Source organism: Dietzia sp. SYD-A1, from assembly GCF_015356725.1.
GTDB lineage: Bacteria > Actinomycetota > Actinomycetes > Mycobacteriales > Mycobacteriaceae > Dietzia.
Genome location: NZ_JADDKI010000392.1, coordinates 1 through 1535, shown reverse-complemented (window position 1 = coordinate 1535; position 1535 = coordinate 1). Strand labels below are relative to the sequence as shown.

General features: G+C 70.6%; 1 protein-coding gene. It reads right to left on the bottom strand.

Annotated features, from left to right (window positions below; genetic code table 11):
* Positions 1 to 113: 113 nt before the first annotated feature.
* The coding region (locus IY392_RS14375) for an AMP-binding protein (protein WP_194861579.1) at positions 114 to 1535 on the bottom strand (1422 nt) is incomplete at its 5' end.

The following is a 1535-nucleotide window of genomic DNA, read 5'->3' as shown; positions in this document are numbered from 1 at the left end:
CCCCAGTACGAGGGGGGACCGGGGAAACTCGACGGCCAGACGGCGCGCCACCGCGCCGCCGATGCCGCCCGACGCGCCGGTGACCAGGACGGCTCCCGGCCGGCGGCCCGCGGTCATCGGAGATCGGTCTTGAGGATCTTGCCCGAGGCGTTGCGCGGGAAGGACTCCACGAACTCCACGGCGCGGGGGCGTTTGAAATTGGCCAGGTGCTCGCGGCAGAACCCGAGGACGTCCTCCTCGGTGAGCGACGAGCCCTCGCGGCGCACCACGAAGGCCTTGCCGACCTCGCCCATCCGGTCGTCCGGGACGCCGATGACGGCGGTCTCGACCACTCCGTCCAGGCGCGCGAGCGTCTGTTCGACCTCGGCGGGGTAGACGTTGAACCCGCCGGTGATGTACATGTCCTTGAGCCGGTCGGTGATGCGCAGGTTGCCGCGGGAGTCGATCTCGCCGACGTCGCCCGTGTGGAGCCAACCGTCGGGGTCGATGGTCGAGGCGGTGTTCTCCGGGTCGTCGAGGTATCCCTGCATGACCATCTCGCCGCGGGTGAGGATCTCACCCTTCTCGCCGATACGGATCTCCATGCCGGGGTAGGCGCGCCCGCACGTGGTGGCCACGGTGACGTCGTCGTCGTCCGCGGTGGTGGTGGTGATGAAGCCCATCGTCTCGGTCTGTCCATACGCGGTGAGTACCGTCTCCAGCCCGAGGTCGGACTGCATCCTCTCGACCAGGATCACCGGGACGACCGAGGCGCCGGTCACCGCCAGCCGAAGGGAGGACAGGTCGAACTCCTCCCTGTCGGGGGCGTCGAGGATGGTCTGGAAGATCGTGGGGGCGCCCGGGAGGACCGTGGCGCCCTCCTCCTGTACGAGCCGCATGGTCTCGGTGGGTGAGTACACGGCCAGCGGGATGACCGTCGCGCCGAAGAGGACGCAGACCAGGAAGCCGGCCTTGTAGCCGAAACTGTGAAAGAACGGGTTGACGATGAGGTAGCGGTCGCGCTCGGTGAGCCCGCCGTTCGACCCCCAGGCGCGCGCACCGGCGACGGTCTGGCGGTGCAGCGCCACCACGCCCTTGCTCTTGCCGGTGGTGCCGGAGGTGAACAGGATGTCGGCCACGTCGTCACCCGTCACCGAGTCGGCGCGGGCGTCGGCCTCCGCGAGCGCGGAGTCGGTGGCCTCCGCCTGCAGGTCGGTGAAGTCGACGACGGCGAGGTCGGCGTCCGCCGTGTCACCGCCGTCGAGGGGGATTCGCACGATCGTCCGCAGGTCGGTCTCGGTGGCGAGCGATCCGCCCGCGGCCGTGGTCAACTCGGCGATCCGCTCGGTGCCGAGGAAGGCGCCCGCCACGACCGCGGCGGTGGCGTGGGTCCGCTGCGCCAGTTCGAGCGTTTCGCTACCGGTGTAGCGGGTGTTGGCGGGGACCACCGTCCCGCCGGCGTACTGCACACCGAGCGCGGCCACGATCCAGTGGCGGGTGTTGGGCGCCCAGACGATCACCCGGCCGCCGGGTTCGAGCCCGCGTGAGACGAGGCC